The organism is Streptomyces himastatinicus ATCC 53653 (genome assembly GCF_000158915.1).
Classification (GTDB): domain Bacteria; phylum Actinomycetota; class Actinomycetes; order Streptomycetales; family Streptomycetaceae; genus Streptomyces; species Streptomyces himastatinicus.
Genome location: NZ_GG657754.1, coordinates 5,910,949 through 5,930,879, shown reverse-complemented (window position 1 = coordinate 5,930,879; position 19,931 = coordinate 5,910,949). Strand labels below are relative to the sequence as shown.

General features: G+C 71.4%; 13 protein-coding genes and 2 pseudogenes. 4 read left to right on the top strand and 11 right to left on the bottom strand.

The features are described from left to right. Positions 1-550 (top strand): annotated as a pseudogene (locus SSOG_RS53890) (serine/threonine-protein kinase); the annotation flags it as partial. Between the two features lie 59 nt (positions 551-609). Here SSOG_RS53890 and SSOG_RS25210 read toward each other — a convergent pair. The 5 genes from SSOG_RS25210 to guaA form a co-directional block, all read right to left on the bottom strand. Continuing rightward, the gene (locus tag SSOG_RS25210; RefSeq protein ID WP_234365078.1) at positions 610-1,077 is read right to left on the bottom strand and encodes a DoxX family protein; all 468 of its coding nucleotides are present in this window, start codon (positions 1,075-1,077) and stop codon (positions 610-612) included. 166 nt (positions 1,078-1,243) lie between these two features. Further along, the gene (locus tag SSOG_RS25205) at positions 1,244-2,518 is read right to left on the bottom strand and encodes a hypothetical protein (RefSeq protein ID WP_009717075.1); all 1,275 of its coding nucleotides are present in this window, start codon (positions 2,516-2,518) and stop codon (positions 1,244-1,246) included. Positions 2,519-2,642: 124 nt separating this feature from the next. After that, on the bottom strand, positions 2,643-3,446 hold the full coding sequence (locus SSOG_RS25200; protein WP_009717074.1) for a class II aldolase/adducin family protein: 804 nt from the start codon (positions 3,444-3,446) through the stop codon (positions 2,643-2,645). 74 nt (positions 3,447-3,520) lie between these two features. Further along, positions 3,521-4,123, bottom strand: a complete 603-nt coding sequence (locus tag SSOG_RS25195) for a Uma2 family endonuclease (protein ID WP_009717073.1) — start codon at positions 4,121-4,123, stop codon at positions 3,521-3,523. Positions 4,124-4,237: 114 nt separating this feature from the next. After that, positions 4,238-5,824, bottom strand: coding sequence for a glutamine-hydrolyzing GMP synthase (gene guaA, locus SSOG_RS25190; protein ID WP_009717072.1), 1,587 nt, complete (start codon positions 5,822-5,824; stop codon positions 4,238-4,240). Between the two features lie 276 nt (positions 5,825-6,100). Here guaA and SSOG_RS25185 point away from each other — a divergent pair, with 276 nt between their 5' ends. Further along, positions 6,101-6,358 (top strand): chorismate mutase, encoded by a 258-nt coding sequence (locus SSOG_RS25185; RefSeq protein WP_009717071.1) that lies wholly within the window; start codon positions 6,101-6,103, stop codon positions 6,356-6,358. Between the two features lie 640 nt (positions 6,359-6,998). After that, entirely contained in the window at positions 6,999-8,030 is a 1,032-nt protein-coding gene (locus SSOG_RS25180) for a PT domain-containing protein (RefSeq protein ID WP_009717070.1), read from the top strand. 40 nt (positions 8,031-8,070) lie between these two features. On the opposite strand, the gene SSOG_RS25175 is transcribed toward SSOG_RS25180, so the two are convergent. The 6 genes from SSOG_RS25175 to SSOG_RS25150 all read right to left on the bottom strand — a co-directional run bounded on the left by SSOG_RS25175 (position 8,071) and on the right by SSOG_RS25150 (position 18,396). After that, complete coding sequence (locus SSOG_RS25175) at positions 8,071-9,921, bottom strand: GMC oxidoreductase (protein ID WP_009717069.1); 1,851 nt, start codon at positions 9,919-9,921, stop codon at positions 8,071-8,073. Between the two features lie 28 nt (positions 9,922-9,949). Next, positions 9,950-11,590: a succinic semialdehyde dehydrogenase gene (locus tag SSOG_RS25170; RefSeq protein ID WP_009717068.1), complete on the bottom strand. Its 1,641-nt coding sequence runs from the start codon at positions 11,588-11,590 to the stop codon at positions 9,950-9,952. Between the two features lie 65 nt (positions 11,591-11,655). Then, a complete protein-coding gene (locus SSOG_RS25165; protein ID WP_039938648.1) occupies positions 11,656-13,431 on the bottom strand; it encodes a serine/threonine-protein kinase in 1,776 nt (591 codons plus the stop codon). Between the two features lie 105 nt (positions 13,432-13,536). Then, a complete protein-coding gene (locus SSOG_RS25160) occupies positions 13,537-15,213 on the bottom strand; it encodes a serine/threonine-protein kinase (protein WP_009717066.1) in 1,677 nt (558 codons plus the stop codon). 262 nt (positions 15,214-15,475) lie between these two features. Then, positions 15,476-16,816: a M64 family metallopeptidase gene (locus SSOG_RS25155; protein ID WP_342634331.1), complete on the bottom strand. Its 1,341-nt coding sequence runs from the start codon at positions 16,814-16,816 to the stop codon at positions 15,476-15,478. Between the two features lie 239 nt (positions 16,817-17,055). Then, a complete protein-coding gene (locus SSOG_RS25150; RefSeq protein ID WP_009717064.1) occupies positions 17,056-18,396 on the bottom strand; it encodes an alpha/beta fold hydrolase in 1,341 nt (446 codons plus the stop codon). Positions 18,397-18,476: 80 nt separating this feature from the next. Here SSOG_RS25150 and SSOG_RS25145 point away from each other — a divergent pair. Further along, positions 18,477-19,931, top strand: a pseudogene (locus SSOG_RS25145) (tetratricopeptide repeat protein); the annotation flags it as partial.

Sequence of the window (19,931 nt, the reverse complement as noted above, 5' to 3'; positions counted from 1 at the left end):
CGTGGTGGTGGCGGGCGGCGTCTACGTGTGGAAGCAGGACAACGACAACCCCTCCGCCTCCGGCTCGGCCCCCTCGGCCTCCCCGTCCCCGGTCCCCGAGGGCTACCGCCTGGTGTCGAGCCTCGGCGTCTCCTTCCCCGTCCCCGACGGCTGGAAGGCGGACGCCGACAAGGAGGGACTGGTCGACGAAACCCAGGAGATCCGCTACCTCGACTCCACCAAGATGGCCCGCCTGTCGGTCAACGTCCTGGACTTCGCGTCCAAGGACCAGGTCAGCCACTTCAAGGAGGTCGAGGCCGGTGTGAAGAGCAGCGGCACATTCCTCGAGTACCAGCGGACCCGCCTCCAGGCGACCCGCTTCCGCGGTATGCCGGCGGCGATCTGGGAGTTCCGGGGCAAGGGGCGCGCCCGCTGGTTCCGGGCGATCGACCTGGGCTTCGGCAAGGAAGGCGACAAGGAGTACGCGATCTATCTGAGCGCGCCGGAAGACCAGTGGAGCCGGTACCGCCCGATCTTCGACAAGGTCCGCGACGGCATCCGGCTCCCCTGAGCGGGGTTCCCTTGAACAGAGTTCCCCTGAGCGGAGCCGGATGCCGGATGTGCCGTGCGTCAGGTGAAGAGCTGTGAGTTCTGGCGGCGGCGGTGCTTGCTCCAGACCGTGTCCAGCGACAGGTAGGGGGCACCGGCGAGGACCAGGGGCAGCCAGGCCATCAGGTAGGCCAGGTCGTTGCCGTAGTAGTACGGCTCCGTCTGCCAGCTCACCGTCAGCCACAGGCTGAGCGAGATCAGCGCCCCGCCGAGGGCCGCCAGGCGGGTGAGGAGCCCGAAGAGGGTGCCGAGGCCCACGGCCAGCTCTCCGAAGGCGATGACGTAGCCGAAGGTACTCGGGGCGTTCAGGGCCTGGTCGACCATCCAGGGCACGGCCGAGGTGTCGCGCACCTGGCTCATCAGCTGGCCGATCGAGCCCGCGCCGCTGTCGGCGAGGAACGCCGAATCGGTGAGCTTGTCGATCCCGGCGTACACAAAGGTGACGCCGAGGAAGATCCGCAGCGGCAGCAGCGCATAGCGGGCCGCCATCTCCCGCACCCCGCCCGTCGGCGGGCCGCCTATGCCGCTCACGACGTTCACACTGCCCGCGTCTCCCGCGGGACCCCCTCCGACCGTTCGGTCCGCATGCCTCATGACGCCCGCCTCTCCCGTTGCGCAGTCATCAAAACCATACGGAGAGAACGAGGGTTTCGACTCAGTCCAGTACGTCGATCTGGTAGCGGTTCGTCTCCGCCCCCGACGCCGTCACCACCTGCACATCCACCCGGCCCGGCTCCACGTCCACCGGCACCGGAACGGTCAGCGCCGTATCGGTCGGATTGCTGAAGCCGCCCGTCACGGGCACCAGCGGTACGTGGACGTGGACGGCGCCGATACGGACGACCATCCGGGCCAGCCGGTCGGGGTCCCCCGCGCCCGGCGGGACGAAGCCGTTGCCGCGGATCTCGATGTCGTCGCCGGTACGGATCGGGGCGTCCCGGTCGATGCCGCCCTCCTCGGGGCGGACCCGGACGACGGACAGCACGGTCGGACGGCCGCCCTCCGCGTACTTGCCGGTCAGGTACACCAGGACGGAGACGACGGCGAGCAGCACCAGCCCCCAGGGCAGCTCCGGCAGCCGCCACGGCTCGCGGGCGAGGCGGACGGCGGCGAACGTGAGGGCGACCGCGTGGACGACGACGTACTGGGCGTCGGCGAAGCTGCCGCGGCCCGCGTCGTCCGTGAGGAGGTCGGCGGCGCGCGGGCGGGCCGCGCGGACCTTCTGGAGCCGCTGCGCCCGCACCCGGGCCGCGACGACGAGCCGGGCGAGCACCGCGGCCACGCAGGTCAGCGCGGCGACCGTGAGCAGTCCGGCGGCGTGGCCGAGGGACAGGCCGCCGGCGATCCGGTCCCGGTCGCCGGGGTCGACGGCCAGCTCGACGGCCAGGACGAGCACCGAGAAGACGGCGAGCAGCAGCCAGGCGGCGGCCAGGGAGCGGGAGGTGGACATCCGGTTGTCCTCGCCGACGAGCGGCGCGAGCGGGCCGCCGTTGCCGTAGTGCAGCCGGGCGGTGAGGGTCAGCAGCGCCCCGGTGACGAGGGCGGCGGTGAGCCCGGCGGTGCGGGCGACCGACCAGCCGGTGCCGAGCGCCGTCGCCAACTGCCCGATCAGCAGCGCCCCGACCGCGCCCCAGACCACCAGCAGGGTGCGCCGCCACACCGCGTCGCGCCATGCGGTGCTCTCGGCGTGGCCGCAGTCGACGACCGTACGGGCCGCGTGGGCGAGTTCGTCCGACACCCACTGCCGGGACGCCCCCGCGGAGTGCGCGAGAGCCGCCGGAAGGCCCTCTCCGGCGGCGAAACGCTCCCGCATGGCCACGAACGCGGCCACCGCCCGCCGGTGGCCCTCACGGGCGCCCTGGGGGCACTCACAGCCCGCCGGGCCGTGGTCCGCGTGACCGTGGCCGCCGGGTCCGCCCGCCGCCTTCACTTTCGCCTTCGTGGCGTCTTTCGTCGTGTCCACCGCCACGAGGTCTCACCGCTCCGTCGTTCACTCGTTCTGTACGCCCAACTGACATGTGTTGAGGGAGGATTGTGCCGCACCGCGAGGGGTCTCAGTTGAGCAGGTCCGGCTCACCGCGGGTGATCTGGAGATACAGAGGTTGATAGTTGATCCACGCCACAAGATCGCTTCCGAGCTGCTCACGGGTCTGCACGGCGCTCCGGTGATCGATGAGCACCGGCTTCCCAGCCGCCTTCGCCGACAGCTGCGCCTGGCACGCGCGCTCCATCGTGATGAACCACCAGGCGGCCGCGTCGACCGAGTCCCCGACCGTCAGCAGACCGCGATTGCGCAGGATGAGGGCCTTGTACGCACCGAGCGCCGACGCGATCCGGCGGCCCTCCTCCTCGTCCACGACGACGCCGGTGCTGCTGTCGTAGAGCCCGTGGTCCTCGAAGAAGGCGCACACGTCCTGGGTGATCGGCTCCAGCAGCTCACCGAGCGCGGACAGGGCCCGCCCGTGGACGGAACGGGTGTGGGCGACCGCCACCACATCCGGTCGGGCCCGATGCACGGAAGAGTGAACGACGAAGGCCGCCTGGTTGACGTGGTAGCGCCCGTCGACCACCTGGCCCGCCTCGTTGACGAGGATCAGGTCGCTCACGGCGATGTGGGCGAAGGGCACGCCGAAGGGGTTCACCCAGAAGTGGTCGGTGAACTCCGGGTCGCGCACGGTGATGTGCCCCGCGACGCCCTCCTCGTACCCGTACCGCCCGAAGATCCGCAGCGCCGCCGCCAGCCGTTCCTTGCGGTACCGCCGCTCGTCGGCCGGGGAGGCGTGGGTGGGCGGCATGGTGATGTGCAGCTGGTCGGTCGGTATCGGCTCGGGGTTCGACCGGGGTATCGGCATCGTCATCTCGGCAGCTCCCTCCTCGGGACCTTCAAGGCTCCGAGGCGGAAGCTACCTCTGGGTATCGCGGGAGGCCAGGGTCAGGGCCTACGGGGGTTGATCCCAGTGAGGTCGATCTCGATGGGGAACGGAACGCTCAGGGTGAGCTTGCTGTGGTAGATGCCGGTGGTTTGGTACGCATTCAGAGCGGGGTCCAGCTCATAGACGTAGACCACGGGGAGGCCGCCCTCCTCCTCCACACGCCAGAAATGCGGCACACCCGCACGGGCGTACTTGCGCGGCTTGACATCACGGTCACGCTCCCTGGAATCCGGCGACACGACCTCCACGGCCAGCAGGACCTGCTGAGGGCCGTACCAGGTCTGATGCGCGTCGAGAAACTCATACGGCTGCGTCACCAGGACGTCCGGCTCGATCCGGTTCTTGTCATCGAGCCGGACGGTCATCTCCCGCAGGACCTCTGACTCGTCCGGCGCCTGGGTCTCCAAGGCGAACTCGAGCAGTTTCATGACACGTGCGTGGAACGCGGCCTGCGGACTCACGAGGACGAGACTCCCGTCGATCAGCTCCGTATGCGGAGGAAGATTCGGAAGCCGGTCGAGATCGTCCGCCGTCCAGCCGCCCTGCGGCGGGCGGGCCCACTCGTACTGCTCGTCCAGCTCGTACTCGCGTGCGGCGCTCATGATTGCTCCCATGGGACGGAGTCTCGCCTCTGCGGTCAGAGTACCCAGCGCAAACAGCGACGCCGCCACCCAAACGTATGAGCGACGGCGCCGGTGTTGACGATCAGATGAAGATCATTCCCACTCGATGGTGCCGGGCGGCTTGCTGGTGATGTCTAGAACCACCCGGTTGACCTCGTCCACCTCGTTGGTGATGCGGGTCGAGATCCGCGACAGCACGTCGTACGGGAGGCGCGACCAGTCGGCCGTCATGGCGTCCTCGGAGGACACCGGGCGCAGCACGATGGGGTGGCCGTAGGTGCGGCCGTCGCCCTGGACGCCGACCGAGCGGACGTCGGCGAGCAGGACCACCGGGCACTGCCAGATCTCGCGATCCAGACCAGCGGCGGTCAGCTCCTCGCGGGCGATCGCGTCGGCCTCGCGGAGCAGGTCCAGGCGGTCCTTGGTGACCTCGCCGATGATGCGGATGCCGAGGCCCGGGCCCGGGAAGGGCTGGCGGTGGACGATGTCCTCCGGGAGGCCCAGCTCCTGGCCGACGTTGCGCACCTCGTCCTTGAAGAGCCGGCGCAGCGGCTCGACCAGCTGGAACTCGATGTCGTCGGGCAGTCCGCCCACGTTGTGGTGGGACTTGATGTTGGCGGTGCCGGTGCCGCCGCCGGATTCCACCACATCCGGGTAGAGGGTGCCCTGGACCAGGAACTCCACGGCCTCACCGGCCGCGCCCGCCTCGGCCACCAGCTCGGCCTGCGCCTGCTCGAAGACCCGGATGAACTCCCGGCCGATGATCTTCCGCTTCTCCTCGGGGTCGGAGACCCCGGCGAGCGCGTCCAGGAAGCGCTGCTCGGCCTCGACGACCTTCAGCTGGACGCCGGTGGCCGCCACGAAGTCCTTCTCGACCTGCTCGGACTCGCCCTTGCGCATCAGCCCGTGGTCGACGTACACGCAGGTGAGCTGGTCGCCGATGGCCTTCTGGACGAGGGCGGCGGCGACGGCGGAGTCCACCCCGCCGGACAGCCCGCAGATCGCGCGCTTGGTGCCGACCTGCTCGCGGATGGCCGCCACGGACTCCTCGACCACATTGGAGGTGGTCCAGGTGGGCGACAGGCCGGCGCCCCGGTACAGGAAGTGCTCCAGGACCTGCTGACCGTGGGTGGAGTGCATCACCTCGGGGTGGTGCTGTACGCCGTACAGCTTGCGCTCGTCGCATTCGAACGCCGCGACCGGCACCTGGTCGGTGGACGCGGTGACCGTGAAGCCCTCGGGCGCGGCCGAGCAGGCGTCGCCGTGCGACATCCACACCTGCTGCTGCTCGGGGGTGCCCGCGAAGAGCGTCGAGCCCTGCTTGGTCACGCTCAGGTCGGTGCGGCCGTACTCGCGCGCACCGTTGTTGTCGACGGTGCCGCCGAGCGTGACGGCCATCAGCTGGAAGCCGTAGCACATGCCGAAGACGGGGATCCCGGCCTCGAAGAGCGCACGGTCGAGCCTGGGCGCTCCCTCGGCGTAGACCGACGACGGCCCGCCGGAGAGGATGATCGCCTTCGGGTTCTTGGCGAGCATCTCCGCCACCGGCATGGTGGACGGGACGATCTCGCTGTAGACCCGGGCCTCACGGACCCGTCGGGCAATGAGCTGGGCGTACTGCGCGCCGAAGTCGACGACCAGAACGGTGTCGGGGGCGGCAGCAGGGGACGCTGATGGCACTTCGGCGGCCTTCCGGCGGTGGAACTGGAGGGTTGGACTTTCGATTCTAACCAGCCCATAATCAGCCTCATGTCCACGCGCATGACCTTCGTCTTTACCTATGGCACCGGCCCGTCCGGCTGCCATGGTCGTGCTGCTTGAACTACTGACAAGCGACTTCCCAGGCGCCCCGGGCCGGTCAAGGCCCGGGGCGCTGGTGCGTATGGCTTCGGGTCTCCCCCGGTTCCGGGTCCCTCTGATCGGCCTCATCGACAGCAGAGACCAGGAGATACGGATATGAGCACGAGCACGACGTCAGATGTGATCGGTTCCGCGCGTGAGCGGATCGACGATCTCGACGGACGCATCCTCGACCTCATCCGGGAACGGATGGGGGTCTCGGCCTCCATCCAGGAGGCGCGCATCGCGGCGGGCGGGCGGCGCGTGCACCTCTCCCGCGAGATGGAGATCCTCGACCGCTACCGCCAGGCGCTCGGCAAGCCGGGTACGACCCTCGCCATGACGCTGCTGGAGCTGTGCCGGGGCCGGGCCTGATATCCCCCTATCCGGCCCCTCCCGTCACCCGTACGGCGCGTGACCGGCTCGTGAACGGGCTCGTTGAGCCCGGTGCCGCGTCGGCGAGGTGACCGGTCGGCAGGGGACAGCAGCCCGGTCACCATCCATAGGGCGGTCGGTCCCGGGGACGCCTGGGACCGACCGTATCCAGTCGAAACGGTTGCGCCCGGAGCGATGCATCCACCACGATGCAGTGAGGGAAAACACCCCGGGTCAGCACCCGTCATTGGTCCGACCACGGTCTGATCACGAGTCCGGCCGCGCGGGCGTACGCCCCCTGACGCGCCTTCCTCCTCCCCCCCAATTGCTCCCCTCCCGCATCCCCACCGATCCACACCCCGAGCCCGCGGCGCAACCCCCCGGCGCCGCTCCCTCAGCACCGGCGCTGCCCTGACGCCGGTGCTGACCGCCTAGGGCCCTGGGACGCCCACCACGGTCGGACGTCCCGGGGCCCTACGCCTGTTTCGGATCATGCCTCCTGAGGCTTCTGCGGATTCTGTGACCATTCTGTGAGCAACGGTGAAGGCAACCTTTCGGCCATAGGGATGGTCATGTACGTGCAAACCGAACGCACGGCCATTCCGCGCCCCACCGCGACGGCCTTCCAGAAGAGGTCTTCATGAAGATTCGCCGCACGCTGGTGGCCGCCGTAGCTACGGCCGCCATAGCCCCCGCCGCGTTGCTCGCCGCGCCCGCCGCCTTCGCCGAGTCCGACCCGACGCCCACCCCGACGATCAGCGAGCCGGGCGACGAGCCGAGTGACGAGCCGTCGATCCCGCCGACCGACGAGCCGACGGCGGAGCCCACCGACGGGCCCACTGGCGGGCCGTCCGGTGAGCCCTCCGACGAGCCCACGGCCGAGCCGACCGATGAGCCCACGGATGAGCCGACCGACGAGCCGACCGATGAGCCCACGAACGAGCCCACCGACGAGCCGACCGTCGGACCCACCGAGCCCACGGACCCGCCGACCGACCCGACCTGCGAGGAGGCGTCCGAGGAGGCCGCCATCACCACCGAGCTGCGCGGGCTGCCCAGCAAGGTCGTGGCCGGTTCCGGCTGGGTGCCGTTCACCTTCCGCACCACCAACACCTCCGACAAGGCGATGAAGTCGGTGGACGCGTACGTGCAGATGTACGCCATCAGCAAGGACGAGCTGGAGGACGTCTCCAAGCTGCTCACCGTGCAGGCGTACGACGAGGACAGCGGCAGCTGGAAGTCCGTCGGCGACGAGGCGGGGTACTTCGGCTCGATCGGCGAGCTGAAGCCCGGTGAGTACGCCGACGCCAAGCTGCGGCTGAAGGTCGACGCCAAGACCCCGGGCAGCTACGGCTTCGGCTTCGCGATCGGCGCGTACCACAACGAGGACGACGTCTGCGGTTACTCCGAGGCCACGGAGTACGAGTTCGACGTCCTGGTCTCGGGCAGCAAGCCGGGGCCGATCGACGAGGCCGAGGGCAAGCCGGGGGACAAGGGGAACCGGCCTGTGCCGCAGGGTGGTGGCAAGGACCTGAGCGAGCTGCCCGTGTCCGGGAAGCTTGCCGAGACCGGGTCGTCGTCCGCGCTGCCGATGATCGGGCTCATCGGTGGGGTGGCCATGGCTGTGGGTGGCGGGGCCGTGTTCGTTGTACGGCGGCGCCGTACGGCTTGAGCGTGAGTCGGTCGTAGGGTCACCCCTTAGCGGGGTGGCCCTACGGCGTTGCCCCTGGGGGTTCGTTGTTGGGTGCGGGTCCGTGGGTGGGTTGTGCCCACCCGTCCCGCCCCGCGGGACGATTGCCCACAACCCGCAGGGCGGCGTAGGCCGTTCTTGGGACTGCGGGGGTTGTGGGGGGCGTCGGGGGCACTCTTACGTAGGGCTCGTTCTGGGCTGGGCGCGGGTCCTTCTCGCCCTTGTTGGGCCATAGGGACATCGCCCGTTCCGCCTGTGCCGTGATCGTCAACGAGGGATTCACGCCCAGGTTGGCCGAGACCGCGGCGCCGTCCACCACGCTGATCCCCGGGTGTCCGTACAGCCGGTGGTACGGGTCGATCACGCCCTCCTCCGCCGTCGCCCCGATCGGGCAGCCGCCCAGGAAGTGGGCGGTCAGCGGGGTGCCCATCAGCTCGCCGACGTTGCTGCCCGGGAAGCCGTTGATCGACTCGGCGAGGTGGCGGGCCGCCGCCGCGCCCTCGGGGATGTGGTCCGGGTTGGGCGTGCCGTGGCCCTGGCGGGCGGTCAGCAGCCCCTTGCCCAGGCCCTTCGACTTGCGGTACGTGGTCAGCGAGTTGTCGTGGGTCTGCATGACCAGGCCGATGATGGTGCGCTCGGACCAGCGCCGGTTGGACAGGGAGCGCGCCGCGAGCGTCGGATGGCGGAGGTTGGCCACGAGGAAGCGCAGCCAGCTCGGGCCGCGGCCCTCCGGGATCTGGAGGACGGACATCATGCCCATCGCGTTGGAGCCCTTGCCGTAGCGGACGGGCTCGATGTGGGTGTTCTCGTCCGGGTGGACGGACGAGGTGATCGCGACGCCACGGCTGAAGTCGGGCCGCTCCCCGCGCCGGGCGCGGTAGCGGCGGTCGGTGGTCTGGGCGCCGACCAGGGCCTCGGAGTTGGTGCGGGTGAGCATCCCGAGCCGGTCCGACAGCCGCGGCAGCAGGCCCCGGTCGCGCATGGTGTGCAGCAGGGTCTGGGTGCCGTACGTACCGGCGGCGAGGACGACGTACCGCGCGCGCAGCGTCTTCGGCTTGCCCTTGCGGCGGTTCGCGGTCGGGACGGTGGTGACGTGGTAGCCGCCGTCCGGGGCGTCGCACAGGGCGACCACGGTCGTCATGGGGTGGATGACGGCACCGGCCCGCTCGGCGAGGTAGAGGTAGTTCTCGTTGAGGGTGTTCTTGGCGCCGCGGCGGCAGCCGGTCATGCACTCCCCGCACTGGGTGCACGCCCGGCGGTCCGGGCCCGCGCCGCCGAAGTACGGATCCGGGACGACCTCCCCCGGCGCGGCCTTCGTCGATCCGTCGGAGTCCTCGCCGTCGCCGAAGAAGACGCCGACGGGCGCCATGTGGAACGTATCGCCCACGCCCATCTTCTCGGCGGCCGCCTTGAGATGGACGTCGGAGGGGGTCATCGTCCGGTTGAGCCGGGCGCCGAGCATCCGCCGCGCCTGGTCGTAGTACGGCTTCAGCTCCTCCTGCCAGTCGGTGATGCCGCCCCACTGCGGGTCCCGGAAGAACGGCTCGGGCGGTACGTACAGCGTGTTGGCGTAGTTGAGCGAACCGCCCCCGACCCCGGCGCCCGCCAGCACCATCACCTTGCCGAGGAGATGGATGCGCTGGATGCCGAAGAGGCCGAGGGCCGGGGCCCAGAGGTAGTTGCGGAGGTCCCAGGAGTTCTTGGGCAGGGTCTCGGGCGTGAAGCGGCGGCCCGCCTCCAGGACGCCGACCCGGTAGCCCTTCTCCGTCAGCCGGAGGGCCGAGACGGCTCCTCCGAAACCCGAACCGACGACGATGACGTCGTAGTCGTACGTGTCATCGGCAGCCTCTTCGGCGCGCTTGTCCCCTGACACCGGGTACCTCCCGTTCGATGCGTACCGGTCAGCGCAGCCGCAGTGCCTTCATCGCGCGCAGGCTGCGGCTCATGAACTCCGCGTACTTCTCGTCCGTCAGGCCGAAGGACGGGCCGAGCGGCATCAGCCGCTGCTGGGCGACCGTCTGCGCCTCGGTGTACTTGAGGATGCCCTCCGAGCCGTGGCGGCGGCCGAGACCGGAGTCGCCCATGCCGCCCATCGGGGACGCGACGCTGCCGTACGCGGCGGCGTACGCCTCGTTGACGTTGACGGTGCCCGCGCGCAGCCGGGCGGCGACCGCGCGGGCGCGCCGGCCGTCCTGGGACCAGACGCTGCCGTTCAGGCCGTACGGGGTGGCGTTGGCGAGGCCGACCGCCTCGTCCTCGTCGGAGAAGCGGTAGATGGACACCACCGGGCCGAAGGTCTCCTCGGTGCACACCGCCATCGGCGCCTCCACGCCGTCCAGGATCGTCGGCTCGTAGAAGTACGGGCCGATGTCCGGGCGGGGGCGGCCGCCCGCGACGACCGTGGCGCCCTTGGCGACGGCCTCTTCCACATGGCGGGTGACGGTTTCCAGTTGGCGGTCGGAGACGAGGGAGCCCATCTCGGCGCCGTAGGCGAGGGCCGAGCCGAGCCGCATGGCCTTCGTACGGGCCGCGAACCGCTCGATGAAGTCATCGGCGACCGACTCGTGGACGTACAGCCGCTCGATGGAGATGCACAGCTGCCCCGCGGAGGCGAAGCACGCGCGGACCGCGCCCTCGGCCGCCCGGTCGAGGTCGGCGTCGCGCAGCACCAGCATGGCGTTCTTGCCGCCGAGTTCGAGCGAGCAGCCCACCAGGCGGGCGGCGGCGGCCTGGGCCACGCCGCGGCCGGTGCGGGTGGAGCCGGTGAACGAGACGTAGTCGGCGTGCTCGACCACGGCCGGGCCGACCACCGGGCCGTCCCCGACCACGATCTGCCACACCCCGGGAGGCATTCCGGCCTCCAGCATCAGTTCGCGCGCCCACAGGGCGGTCAGCACGGTCTCGGTGTCCGGCTTCATGACGACCGCGTTGCCCGCGACGAAGGCGGGTATCGCGTCCCCGACCGACAGCTCCAGCGGGTAGTTCCACGGCACGATCTGGCCGACGACGCCGCGCGGCTGGCGCAGCTCGGTGACCTTGGTGAGCGTGGGGACGACGCCCACATGGGACTTGGGACGCAGATAGCTGTGCGCCTTGCGGCCGTAGTGGCGGGCGGCCAGGACGACGCCCTGGATCTCCTCATGGGCGTGCAGCCGGGTCTTGCCGGTCTCCAGCTGGATGAGGTCCAGGACCTCCGACTGGCGGCGCAGCAGCAGGTCGTGGAAGCGCAGGAAGATGGCGGCGCGGGTGCGCACCGGGGTCGCGGCCCAGGCGCGCTGGGCCGCGCGGGCCTGCTCGAAGGCGGTGGCGACGTCCTCGGGGGTGGACTCGGGCAGCCCGGAGGCCAGGACCTCCCCGGTGAACGGGGTGTGGTTGACGGTGCTGCCGCTGCCCACGATGCCCCGGGCGAGCCGCGCGACCAGCTCGGGGGTGACGACGTCGGCGGCGGTCCGGGTGCCCTGGGCGGCGACCGGGTTTCCGTCGGCGGGCGACGGTATTACCTGGTCCTGTGCGTCCTGTGCGCTGTCCTGCGAGTCGGTCATGGGGGCGAGCGTAGGCCCCGGCCGGGGGATTTGGGTACCCGGCGGTAACTATTTGTGGGCGACGTTCAGATGCCCTCGATCTTCAGGTTCTTCACGACGTCCTCGTACAGCTCGTCCCCGGTCGCCCGGGCGTCTCCCCTGGCGGGCATCGTCACGGTCAGCTGCCAGGCGACGTGATCGTCGCTGACGTAGATGTGATCGCGGTTCAGATAGAGGATGCGGTTCTCGTCGCTGGTGGTGCCGGGCGCGTAGTAGGTGGTGTTCAGGTCCTTCGCCGGTTCGCCCTGCTGCCGCGTCGCCTTCGCCCTGCCGCTGCTCGCCTCGTCCATGGTCGAGAGGGCACCGCTCTTGTAGTACGCGACGGTCTCCCCGGCCACGCCCGCCGCGTCCGTGATCTTCCGCTCCGGGTCGGACACCAGCCTGGTGAGGGTGATGGTGAAGACGCCGCTGGGGTCGTCGAAGGTGACGCTCGGCGCGTTCTCGTCGCTGTCGTCCTGTATCCGCTTGTACGCGCTCGGCACCGCCAGCGAGGCGGCCACCACATCACGCTCCTCGCGGACCGTCCAGCCGGACGGCAGGGGGCTCTCGCTCGCGAACGGCTGGGCGAAGACCAGCACGAACACGGACGCGATCACCACGAGGGCGGCGCCCAGACCGAACTGCGCCTTGCGGTTCTTGTGCAGGATCGGCGGTACGAAACGGCTGCCGCCCTGCGCCGCCGCGCTGCCCGGCGCCGCGCCGCCCTGCGCCGCCTGGCTGCCGCCGTATCCGCCCGCCCTCGGCGTGAGGGGGACCGTCGGAAGCGACTGCTGCACCGGCCGTACGACCGACTCCAGCGCCTCCCGCGTCTCGGCCGCCGACGGACGCATGGCCGGATCCTTGAGCAGCAGCCGCATGGTGATGGAGCCGAGCGCGTCCGGGCCCCGCGCGGGCCGCTGCGGTTCGGCCGACAGCACGGCCTGGAGGGTCGCGGGGGTGTGCGAACGGCGGAACGGGGACATGCCCTCGACCGCCGCGTACAGCACGACGCCCAGCGACCACAGGTCCGACGCCGGGCCCGGCCGCTGCCCCAGCACCCGCTCGGGCGAGATGAATTCGGGCGAGCCCACGAAGCCGCCGGTCTCGGTCAGCCCCTGCTCGCCCTCGACCTGGGCGATGCCGAAGTCGGTGAGGACCACCCGGTCGCCCCGGCCGAGCAGCACGTTGTCCGGCTTGACGTCACGGTGCAGCACACCCGCCTCGTGCGCGGCCGACAGCGCGCCCAGCACGGCGAGCCCGATCCGGGCCGCCTCGCGCGGATCGAGCGTGCCCTCCGCCAGCCGGTCGGCCAGCGAATCGCCGCGCACCAGCTCCATGACGATCCAGGGGCGGCCGTCCTCGACCACCACGTCGTGGACGGTGACGACGGAGGGGTGGTCGATCCGGGCCGCGGCGCGCGCCTCGCGCTCCATCCGCTGGTAGACGGTCTGCCGCTCGCGGTCCGGCAGATGGTCGGGCACACGCGGCTCCTTGACCGCGACCTCGCGGTCCACGATCTGGTCGTGCGCCTTCCAGACGGTGCCCATGCCGCCGTGGCCGAGGCGCCCGAGGAGCCGGTAGCGGCCGCCGACGAGCCGCCCCGAATCGGGGTTGTGGTGCGCGCCGTGAGCGGCCGAGCGCGGATCGTACGGTGCGGCAGCGGGGCGCTGCCCGGAAGCCTGCGTGGGCTCGTACGCACCGGGCCCCGCCGCCTGTCGCGGCGGCGCGGGCGCGGGCGGCACCGCCTGCGGCGGTGCCTGCTGCTGCGGCGGCCGCAGATCGTAGCTGTTGGGCTCGTTCGCCCGTCCCCCGTCGTTCGTCATGCGCAAATCATTACCCGGTCGGCGGTGAACACCGCCACCCGCCGGTGGGCTGCGGGGACGGCTCGTGACAAAGCCGTTGCGACCGGGGTCAGCGCTGGGGGTGGGCTAGCCGCCGGTGCGGGTGAACGTGGCGACGGCCGTATCGAAGTAACGTTTCCCCTCGACCTTCTTCTCCACCGGGACAGAAAGCCACAGGTCATACATCTTGCCGCCCTCGTTCCAGCTCAGATCGAAGGTCTGCCGCGAGCCGCCGTCGTCGGCCGAACCGTCCCAGACGAACGCCCACAGCGCCGCCGGATGCCCGTTCTGCGTGGTCTGGATGACCTGCCCGTTGCGGTAGCCCTGGTAGTCGCTCGGCCCCTGGGCGTCCGCCTCCCGGCTCACCGCCAGCGGGCCCCTCGGGTCCGGCTCCTGGGGGTGGATGCCGATGCGGAACTCCAGGCCGGGCGAGTTGTAGTAGACCCGGGGCGACTTGTCCTGGCGGGCGAAGCCCTTCGGCACGGCGAGCGAGAACCCGGCCGGGTCATGGACCAGCTCGTACCCCTCGGGCACCCCGCCCGACGGGCTCGCGCCCGGCTCGGGGGACGTGGACGCCGTAGGACCGGTGGACGCCTTCGGGTCCTTCGATGCCTTCGGAGAGTCCGTCGTCCGGTCCGATTCCCGCGCGGCCGGCTCCGCGTTCGTGTCCTTGCCGGTTTCCTTCTCCGCGACCTGCGACGCACCGCCGTCATGGGCCGTCGTGCCCTTGCCGCCGTCGTCCATCAGCGCCATCGTGCCCGCGCCCAGCCCGGCGAGGGCCACGACCGCGGCGACGGCCATCAGCACCGTACGGCGCCTGGGGGACCGCTTGGTGGGGACGGTCGGGGCGACCGGGGCGCCCTGGGTGCCCGCCGGGGGCGCGAGCGGCGTGCCCGACTGCGTCGGGGTGCGCTCCACGCGGAACCCGGAGGTGTCCCCCGAGCCCAGGTACGTGCGCAGCGTCCGCGTCGCCTCGTCGGCGGTCAGCCGCGTCTCGATGTCGCGCCGCAGCAGCCCCTCGATGAGCGGCCGCAGCGGACCGGCGGCCTCGGGTATGTGGATGTCCTCGTAGACGACGGCGTGCAGCACCCCCGCCACGGAGTCCCGGTGGAACGGCGACGCGCCGCCGACCAGCGTGCACAGCAGCACGCCGAGCGACCACAGATCCGACTCGGGCCCGGTACGGCGCCCCGACATCCGCTCCGGCGCGGTGTACTCCGGCGAGCCCACGAACGCACCGGTCTCGGTGAGCGTCGTCGCCCCGTCGACCTGCGCGATTCCGAAGTCCGTCAGCACGACCCGCTCGGTGCCCGCCTCGACCAGCACGTTCGCCGGTTTGATGTCCCGGTGCAGCACCCCGCGCGCATGCGCCACCCACAGCGCGTCCAGCAGCGCCGCAGCCACCCGGCCCGCCTCGTGCGGGGCGAGCGGGCCCTGCGCGCCCAGGCGGTCGGCGAGCGAGGCGCCGTCGACCAGCTCCATGACGATCCACGGATGGTCGTCCTGCTCCACGACGTCGTGGAGGACGATCACGTTGGGGTGCTTGATCTGCGCGACCGTACGGGCCTCGCGCAGCGCGCGTTCGCCCCGTAGCCGGTTGTCGGGCCCGGAGCCCTCGTCCACGTGGAGTTCCTTGACCGCGACATCGCGGCCCAGCAGTTCGTCGACGGCCCGCCAGACCGTGCCCATGCCTCCGCGGCCGAGCCGCGAGACCAGCCGATAACGCCCGGCCAGCAGGCCGGTGATTCCCCCGGAGTTACCCATGGGCTCATCTTGCCTCACGGCTTCGGCGGCACGTCCCCCCGGTAGGCGCCTCCGGCGCCTTGTGGGATGAGCCGCGCGCCGGGGGAACGCGAGCGTGCGCGCTCGCCCTTGGGGGCGATTGAGCGGAGGGTGCGGATCGGGGATCGTGGAGCGTGCCGATGTTACAGGGGCGGACCGCGGCCGCCCCGCATCGACGAACAGACCACATGAAGCCGCCCCGCGGCGGGGGTCCACGGGGCGGCGGTTCAGGGGGCGGCGGCCGTCAGCTGGTGGCGGGGATCTTCCAGGTGCGGGAGTCCGTCAGCAGCTTGCGCAGCGCGGGGTCCTTCACCGCGCGGGTGGTGTCCACGGCCTTGGCCATGACGGTGTGGTGCCTGCCGTCGGACGGGACGCCGAGCGACGCCGGGGTGACGGTCTTCTTGCCGCGGGCCGCGGTGACTTCGGCCCCGTCCACGTACCACTTCAGCGAGGCGGCCTTCGACACGCTCACCTTGAGGCTCGCCGCCCGGGCGACCGGGGCACTGGTGCGGGTGCGGCTGCTGAGCACGCTGGCGTGACGGTAGAAGCCCGCGATCATCGCCTCGCGCCCGGGGAGGCTGTACTTGCGGCCGAGCGTGCGCATGATCGAGTTCTCGGTGGGGCGGTTGAGCCCCTTGGGGTAGTAGCGGCTGCCCTCGTACGCGCCGACCGTGCCGCCGTCCGGTGAGGTCTGGCCGATCCAGCGGTACCACTTCCGCTTCTCCGCGGTGAGCTGCGCGGCGCTCAGCTTGGTGGCGTTGGACTCCTCGGGTTCGGCGCCGGTGTAGGTGCCGTTCGGGGCGTACACGTACTCGTCGGCGAGGCCGCCGAGCGAGTGGCCCGTCTCGTGGACGGCGACCTGGTCGGAGTCGGGGTGGTCGGAGGAGGCGGTGGCGATGCCGTCGTAGCCGGCGCCGGAGCTGATCGCGTAGCCCGCGCCGCCGTACTTGGCGGAGTTGGACAGCACGACCACCAGGTCGGCCTCCGGCGCCTTCGCGGCGTACGACGCGACCTTGCCGGTGTCGACGCACAGCAGCCGCTCGGTGCCGTCGCACCAGAAGTAGGAGTCGAGGGCGGTGTCCTTGACGACGCCCTTGGACGGGTCGCCGGAGACGCCGGACTGGTTGGAGACGGCGTCCACGGACCAGACGTTGAAGAGGTTCCGGTAGGCGGCGTACGGCTCGACGGCGGAGATCTGCGCCCATTTGGAGCGCACATCGGCGTGGAAGTCGTCCTGCTGGGCGGCGGTGTAGCCGTCGCCTACGAAGACGACGTCGACCTTGTCGGCCGTCGGGCCGTTCTCGATGACGGAGCCGACGTCGCCGTCGGCGGCCGTTTCGGCGGCGGAGAGCGCGCGGTCGCCGCGGGTGAGCCGGGCGGGGGTGGCGGCCGGGACCTCGGTGTGCCGGGGGTGGGCGCCGGGGCCGGTGAAGTACTCCACCTCATGGGTGCGCTCGGCCCGCCCGGAAGCGGCGGACACCGAAGGGGCGGACGCCGAAGGAGCGGCGGCAGACACCGAAGGAGCGGCGGACGCGGCGGTCGCGGCGGCGCTCATGGCCGCGGCGAACGCCGCTGTCAGCGCCACACCTCCGGCGAGGACAGCGGAGCGTAAGGGTCTGTGGCGGCGTCGCCATATCCCTCTGCGCACGGGGGCTCCCGACGTGTGCTCCGTAAGCGGCCTGTTAAACACGATTAATTCGCGGCTCAACCTAAGGCCAAAGGAAGTCCCAAGCAACGGGAACTAGGGAAATCGCTAAAGAAATCGACCATCGGGCCCTATATGCGGGCTCACCGCCCACGCCGAGGTGACGCTCCGTCACGTCCTCACGTCGCTGTGTCCCGGGCGAGCGCCAGCAACCGGTCCATGACCCGGCGGCCGCCCGCCCGTACCCCGTCGTGCTCGAACTCGTCCGTCACCCAGGTCCGCAGCCCCCGGATCGCGCGGGCGGTGGCCAGCGCGTGCGCGGTGTCCACGTACAGATCGTCGTGGTAGATCGCGGCGGCCACCGGGACGGTGTTGCGGGCGAGCCGCTCCGGGTCGTACAGCGGGCCCCAGCCGGTGCGTTCGGCGAGCAGTTCGGCGGTGCGGCGCAGCGGGCGCAGCGCGGCGTGGGTCTCCAGCATCCAGGGGTGGACGGTTTCTCCCGTCAACAGGACAGGACGGTCCTCGGCGACCGCCCGTACGGCGTCGAAGCGCGGGAACGCCTCCCGTACGCGGTGCGCGGACCAGGCGGTGGCGCGGTCGTCCTGGGCGTAGACGGACTCGTGGAGCAGGGTGTACAGGGGGCTTCCGGCGCGGGAGAGCACGGCGGCGACCTGCTCGGCGAACGCGTCGGCGAGGCGCGGTCCGGAAACGGTCTCCACGAAGGCGTCCTCCAGGAGGTGGTGGAGGCGGTGCGATCCGTCGCAGGTGCCGAGCAGGATGCCGACCTGCTGGAACGCCTCCGGGGTCAGCCGGGTGCCCTCCGGCAGCACCTCGTCGTGGGCGGCGAGGTGACGGACGACGCGGCGGACGGTGTCGGCGTCGCCGGGGTAACGGTCGTAGTGGGCGAGGGTCTTGCGTTCCATCCGCGGATAGGCGGCCCGGTACACCTCGTCCGCGCCGGTGCCGAGCCCGGGCAGCCCGCCGGTGATGAGCACCGTGTCGAGCCCTTCGGGCGCGTACGACAGGTAGGTGACGGCGCAGAAGCCGCCGAAGCTCTGGCCGAGGACGGTCCAGGGGCGGCCGCCGGTCAGCCGGGTCCGGATCAGCTCGCAGTCGCGGACGATGGCGTCGGCCCGGAAGTGGGCCAGGTAGTCGGCCTGCTGCTCGGGAGTGCCGCGCAGCGGCAGGGTCTGGCGGGTGGCGGGCGTGGAGCGGCCGGTGCCGCGCTGGTCGAGGAGGAGCACCCGGTATTCGTCGAGCGCGCGGTCGAGCCAGCCGGAGCGGCCCACCGGGCGGTCGGCGCCGAAACCGGGCCCGCCCTGGAGGTAGAGCAGCCACGGCAGCCGCTCGCGCTCGGCTTCCGAAGTGTCCGCGGCGACAACCTCTCGACCGTAAAGCCGGATCCGCATCCCTTCAGGAGCCTTATGGTCGAGCGGTACGTCGAAATGGTGGTCGGTGAGGAGCAGTCCCGGCTGACGGACGGTCGCCGTGGCGCCCGGCCCTTCCGGTGCTGTATCCATCGCCTGCTGCATCTTTTTAATCCTCACATAAATGGACTTAGCTCGGCGCTTAAGTTAACCGCCGGGGAGAAGAGGGCACGGTGGCCGAAAAGAGCGCCGGAGACGGTCGGGCGACGGGGGCGGCGGGTACGGCGGAGATCGGGCGCCGGGTGCTCAGGCTGCGCACGGAACGCGGATTCACCCAGCGGCAGCTGGCCGAACCGGCGTACACCGCGGCATACGTCTCGACGCTGGAATCCGGGAAGGTCCGCCCCTCCGAGGTCGCCCTGCGCCACCTCGCCGACCGCCTCGGCGTCACGTACGAGGAGCTGGCCACCGGCCGTTCCCCGCAGGACGCGACCCGGCTGCGCGCCGGACTCACCGACGCCCGGCGGACGCTGGCCACCGGCGACACCGAGGACGCGGCCGCCCGCTTCGCGGCGCTGGCCGCCGAGGCCGACCGGCTCGGCTTCCCCGACGAGCGGGCCGCGGCGCTGCTGGGGCGCGGCGACTGCGCCATGGAGACCGGCGAACTGACCACCGCCCGCGACCACTTCGAGGCCGCCGAGAAGCTGCTCGCCGACGAACCGCTGCCGCGCCGCGTCCCCGCGATCCGCGGCCGCGCCGTGGCCCATCTGCTGGCGGGCGAACTGCGCTACTCCTGCTATCTGCTGGAGAGCGCCATCGACGAGCTGAACGCCTCCGGGCTGCACGACCCGAACGCCCTGCTGCTGCTCTACACCGCCTCCATCGCCCCGTACATGGACATGGGGGCGCACGCCCGTGCGGTGCGCGCCGCCGAACTCTCGCTCGCGCTGGCGCCCAGTGTGGACAACCCGGAACTGGTCGCCCAGATGCACCGCGGGGTGGCCCGCACCCTGATAGCGGAGGGCCGCACCGCGGAGGCCGACGCGTCGCTGGCCAAGGCGCAGGAGCTGTACGAACAGCTGCGGCTGCGCACCGACCTGGCGCACTGCCACTGGATGCGCGGCTACGTCCACGCGCAGGACGGCGACTTGGAGCGCGCGGAGAGCGAACTGCGCATCGCCCGCGACATGCTGGCGTCCAAACGGGCCGCGCTGTTCACCATGCAGGTGGAAGTGGAACTGGCCGACGTGCTGCGGCGGCGCCGCCGCACCGCCGAAGCGGAGGCGCTGCTGCGGCCCCTGCTGACGAGATCCGGCGACGGCGAAGGCGAAGGCGAAGGCGAAGGCGATGGCGATGGCGATGGCGATCACGGAACCTCCCAGGAAGCGGTCGAACTCACCGCGGAGCGCGGCGCGGTCCATGCGGGCGGCGCCCACCGGCTGCTCGGGCTGATAGCCGACGAGCGCGGCGACGCGGAGGGGGCGGAGGAGCACTATGCGCGGCGCTGTCGCTGCTGGAACGCACCGGCGCCGCCGGTGACCTGGCCGACCTGTGCCGGTTGCTGGGCGATCTGCTGCGGCGCGAGGGGCGGTTGGAGGCCGCGATGGACGCGTACCGTACGGGCCTCGGCCCCCGGGCCGCACCGGGCACCACCACGCTGGGTCCGTCCCCCCGAACCGCCCATCGGG